Here is a 4,795-nt window from a genome sequence, read left to right as displayed (position 1 = left end):
AACGGCTCTGGCGCAGAAACGGTGGTCGGCCTATGCGAGCAGGATTCGGTGCCGTAGCAGGTCGAAACCGGCACGGCCGTACATCTGCCGTTTCAGGAACTTGACCTTGGTGTTGGCGCCCTCGATCGGGCCGTTGCTGTAGGGCAGGGTCAGGCCTGCCACGACGGCGGGTAAGTCTCTGCGCAGGCCATGGACGAATCCGTGCAGGGCGGGCAGGTCGTCGGCGTCGGCGCAGGTCATCCAGGCATCGAGGTCTTCGCCGCGGCGGCCGGTGAGCAGGTCGGCGAACTGCTGCACGCGCTCGGCAAGCACGCTCAGATGTGCGCAGGACGCGAGGAGATCGGCCAGTTGTTGCTGATGCGCAGTGGGTAGGTCGGCGTGTCTGCTCATGAGCCACGAGACCAGTCTGCGTGGCGAAGGCGGTGTGCGGAGCGCGTCCGCGCGGCCCTGGTTGAGGTAGCGGACCAGTAGGTTGGCGCTGCCGGTGTAGCCGAGCTCGCGGATCTCGGCCAGTAGCTTGGTCACTGCCACACCGGGTTCCTCGGCGCGGCGCCGCCGCAGATGATCTCGGAACGGGTCGACCAAGGTCTCGCGGTAGCGCGGTGGGCGGTTCAGTTCCTCCGCTGAGGTCGCGCGGGCGTAACGCTTCACGGTGTTTAGCGCCCAGCCGAGACGGCGGGCGCATTCCAGCAGGCCGTAGCCTTGATCGAGGAGCGTGTGCACGGCCCGGTGGCGGTCGCGGGTGCGTTCGTCCAGGGGCTGGTCTGGGCGGACGGGTCCGTCACGCCAGCAGCCGGAGTGGGCGATCGCGGTTTTCTCGACGGCCTTGGCCAGGTTCGCCCACAGATGCCAGCGGTCACTGACCTGCACTGCCTGGGGAGCCCCGGTGCGGATCGCCTCGGCATAGGCCGCCGAGCCGTCACGGCACACGACCTGCACGCCAAGATGGTCGCGCAGCCACCTGGCGAGGGTGTCCGCTTTGCGGTCGGGCAGCACATCGACACGGCGATGGGTGACCGCGTCGATCAGCAACGTCGCATACCGGCGGCCCCGGCGCAGTGCGAAGTCATCCACGCTCAGCACGGCTGGCACCGCACGATCAGGGATCGGCTGGGCCATCAGCACCCGCAGCACCGTGCTACGCGAGACCTGGGCGCCGACCCGGGCCAGCACGGCCGCGCCGGCCCGGCCTGCGGTGACAACGGCCAGGTCAGCGACCAGAGCGGTCAACTGCCGAGTCCGCCGCGCCCAGGGCTGGGTCACCGCGGGCACCTGTTCACGAAAGGTCCGCCGCGAGCAGGACAGCGCTGCACAGACCATGCGCCGGACGCGCAGGTGCACCACAACGGCACGACCACCGACCGGTAGATCAGCCAGGCGTCGCTGGTGATAGGCGTGCACCCGGTCGCTGAGCTGCCCGCAGTCCGGGCAGGCCGCAGCCGCAGCCGGCGTTCGAGCAACGACACCCACTGTCGCTCCCAGATCGATGACCTGCTCAATGACCAGCGAAGACAACTGCGGGAAGACGGTCTCGATCACATCGCACGGGCATCATGATCACTCACCTCGGTGACCACATAGGACGAGGGTCGCCCGACCACCGTTTCTGCGCCAGAGCCAAGATAACGGTGTAACTCGATGTTGTGATGGTTAGTTGCGTCCTGCGGTGAGGCGGCCGTCGAAGGCCAGGTCGAAGGCGTTGAGGGCGGGTTTCCAGCGGGTGATCCAGCGGCGGCGGCCGGTGCCGGTCGGGTCGAGGGCCATCACGGCGAGGTAGACGCATTTGAGGGCGGCTTGCTCGTTCGGGAAGTGCCCGCGGGCCCGGACGGCCCGGCGGATGCGGGCGTTCACGCTCTCGATCGCATTGGTCGAGCAGACGACCTTGCGGATCTCGGTGTCGAAGGCCAGGAACGGGACGAACTCGGCCCAGGCGTTCTCCCACAGCCTGACGATCGCCGGATACTTCTCGCCCCAGACCTCGGCGAACTCGAGGAACCGCTGCTCAGCGGCGGCCTCGGTGGGTGCGGTGTAGACCGGCTTCAACGCCTTCGCGATGGCGTCCCAGTGCTGGCGGGACGCGTATTTGAACGAGTTGCGCAGCAGGTGAACGACGCAGGTTTGGACCACGGTCCGGGGCCAGACGGTGTTGATGGCGTCAGGCAGGCCGGTGAGGCCGTCGCAGACGGCCATCAGCACGTCCTCGGCACCGCGGTTCTTCAGCTCGGTGCACACGCTGAGCCAGAACTTGGCGCCTTCGCCGCCGTCGCCGGCCCACAGCCCGAGGATGTCGCGGGTGCCCTCGGCGGTGACGGCCAACGCCACGTAGATGGGCCGGTTGGCGACCTTCCCGTCGCGGATCTTGACGTTGATCGCGTCCAGGAACACGACCGGATACACCCGGTCGAGAGGCCGGTTCTGCCACTCGGCCATGCCGTCCATGACCTTGTCGGTGATCGTGGAGATCGTCTGCCGCGACACCTCGGCGCCATACACCTCGGCCAGGTGAGCGCTGATCTCCCCAGTCGTCAGGCCCTTGGCCGACAGCGACAGGACCATGTCCTCGACACCGGTCAGCCGACGTTGCCGCTTCTTGACGATCTGCGGTTCGAACGAGCCATCCCGGTCACGCGGCACCACGATCTCGACCGGGCCGACATCGGTGAGCACGGTCTTGGCCCGGGCCCCGTTACGGGAGTTCCCGCCGTCCTTGCCGGCCGGATCGTGTTTCTCATAGCCGAGGTGGTCGGTGATCTCACCGTCGAGAGCAGCTTCGATCACGCGCTTGGTCAGGTGCTGCAACAGGCCGCCTTCGCCGGTCAGCTGCAGGCCCGCCGCCCGGGCCTGCTCGACCAGCCGGCCGACCAGCTCGGCATCCACGCCTTCCGGCGTCGTCGCCGTGTCCTTCTTCTTGGCCACCGCCGAAGTATCCACGGCGGCATCGATCGTCACGGTCATCAGGTGTCTCCTTGATCAGGAGTTACACCGTTATTCGTACAGTCCCGGCGCGAGGGCGCAAGTGCGCGCGGGAGCGCGGGAGCGCGGGAGCGCGGGAGCGCGGTGGCTCGTCGTTGGTTGCCTTGAGGGCTTCTGACGGGAAGGTCCGGGGGCGGACGACGGTCCGGGGGGCGGACGACGGTCCGGGTCTTCGCCGCCGGTGTTTCTCCCCGGGACCGTACCGTCGCTTTGTTGTTGACCGGATCGTTCCGGGCTGGGGCGAGATGGTGTCTGCCGCGCGGCGTGCCGGCGGCGTTGGATGGGGGTATGACCAACGCGCTCGTCGTGATCGACGTTCAGGAATCGTTCCGTGCCCGGCCGCTGTGGGCGACGGTGAGCAACCCCGATGTGGTGAAGAAGGCCGGGCAGCTCGTGGACGCCGCCCGGGCCGCCGGCGACCGGGTGATCTGGGTGATCCACGCCGAACCGGGAACGGGCGGCGTCTTCGATCCGGAGAGCGGCTACGTGCGGGTCGTCGACGACCTCACGCCCGCCGCCGATGAGCCGGTGCTCACCAAGACCGTGCACAACGCGTTCACCACGACGAACCTGCAACACCTGCTCACCGTGGCCGGGGTCCGCTCGGTCACGGTCTGCGGGCTGCGCACCGAACAGTGCGTGGAGACCACCGCGCGGGTCGCCTCCGATCTCGGGTACGAGGTGACGTTCGCGATCGACGCCACCGCCACCTTCCCGATCCCGCACCGCGACGCCCCCGCCGAGCAGACTGTCGAGGAACTGCTGGCCGACCCGCGTACGCTGTCCGCCGAGGACGTGGTGACCCGCACCGAGTACGCGCTTGCCGGCCGTTTCGCCACCGTCCGGACCGTCGCGGAGATCATCGGGGAGTGACCGGATCGTGAGCACGGTGCTGTTCGTCCTGACCCCGCAGGTGCACCTGCTCGACCTGGCCGGCCCGGCGCAGGTGTTCTCCACCGCGCCGGGCTACCGGCTCCGCTACGTGGCCGAGGAGACGCCCGTGCCGACCTGGCAGGGTGTGCCGCTCGGCGCCGACCTCACCTGGCCCGGCCTGACCGCCGATGATCTCCTGCTGGTGCCCGGCTGGCGCGACGGTCACGGGTACTTCGCCGCCCCGACGCTGTCCCGGATCGCCGAACACCACGCCCGCGGCGGTACGGTGGCCAGCGTCTGTGCCGGCGCCGACGCGCTCGGCCGGGCCGGACTGCTCGACGGCCGCCGCTGCACCACCCACCACGACCTCCAGGACCGGCTGACCCGCCGCTATCCGGCGGCCACCGTGGTGCGCGACGTCCTGTACGTCTGCGACGACCGGGTGGTCACCTCGGCCGGCATCGCCAGCGGCATCGACCTGGCCCTGCACCTGGTCGCCCAGCGCCACGGCCCGGCGGTCGCGGCCCGGGTCGCCCGCGAGATGGTGGTGTACGGCCGCCGTAACGGCGACGAACGTCAGCACAGCGCGATGCTGCGCCACCGGGCCCACCTGAGCGACGTGGTCCACCGGGTCCAGGACCGCATCGACGCCGAATTCGCCGCGCCGTTGCCCCTGGCCGACCTGGCCGCCGGCGCGGGAGTCAGCGAACGCACCCTGACCCGCCTGTTCACCTCGGCGACCGGGCGGACACCGCTCCGCTACCAGCAACTGCTCCGCGTGGAGCGAGCCGAGTACCTGATCGGCCACGGCGCGACGGCCGAGTCCGCGGCCCGCGCCGTCGGCTTCGCCGACGCCCGCATGCTGCGCCGCCTACGCGCCCGCTCCTAGGACTCCCCACACCTAAGACTCCCCGCACCTAGGACTCCCCACACCTAAGACTCCCCGCAC

At 69.5% G+C, this 4,795-nt stretch carries 4 protein-coding genes; 2 read left to right on the top strand and 2 right to left on the bottom strand.

What is annotated here, in order from left to right; all coding sequences use genetic code 11:
- Window positions 1-30 precede the first annotated feature (30 nt).
- Both KZ829_RS39435 and KZ829_RS39430 read right to left on the bottom strand, forming a co-directional pair.
- Window positions 31-1,539 (bottom strand): ISL3 family transposase, encoded by a 1,509-nt coding sequence (locus tag KZ829_RS39435; protein ID WP_443611891.1) that lies wholly within the window; start codon window positions 1,537-1,539, stop codon window positions 31-33.
- Window positions 1,540-1,650: 111 nt separating this feature from the next.
- Window positions 1,651-2,955, bottom strand: coding sequence for an IS256 family transposase (locus tag KZ829_RS39430; RefSeq protein ID WP_246637017.1), 1,305 nt, complete (start codon window positions 2,953-2,955; stop codon window positions 1,651-1,653).
- Between the two features lie 306 nt (window positions 2,956-3,261).
- On the opposite strand from KZ829_RS39430, the gene KZ829_RS39425 reads away from it, so the two are divergent.
- Window positions 3,262-3,846, top strand: a complete 585-nt coding sequence (locus KZ829_RS39425; RefSeq protein WP_220148938.1) for an isochorismatase family protein — start codon at window positions 3,262-3,264, stop codon at window positions 3,844-3,846.
- Window positions 3,847-3,853: 7 nt separating this feature from the next.
- Window positions 3,854-4,735 (top strand): GlxA family transcriptional regulator, encoded by an 882-nt coding sequence (locus KZ829_RS39420; RefSeq protein WP_220148937.1) that lies wholly within the window; start codon window positions 3,854-3,856, stop codon window positions 4,733-4,735.
- The last annotated feature ends 60 nt before the right edge of the window (window positions 4,736-4,795 follow it).

Origin of the sequence: Actinoplanes hulinensis (assembly GCF_019429605.1) — a bacterium.
Lineage (GTDB): Bacteria > Actinomycetota > Actinomycetes > Mycobacteriales > Micromonosporaceae > Actinoplanes > Actinoplanes campanulatus.
This window is presented reverse-complemented; position numbering and strand designations above follow the sequence as displayed.

What these genes read in the sequence shown, in the direction of transcription:
- KZ829_RS39425 (WP_220148938.1), top strand. Translation starts at nt 3,262, where the DNA reads ATGACCAACGCGCTCGTCGTGATCGACGTTCAGGAATCGTTCCGTGCC.
- KZ829_RS39430 (WP_246637017.1), bottom strand. Translation starts at nt 2,955, where the DNA reads ATGACCGTGACGATCGATGCCGCCGTGGATACTTCGGCGGTGGCCAAG.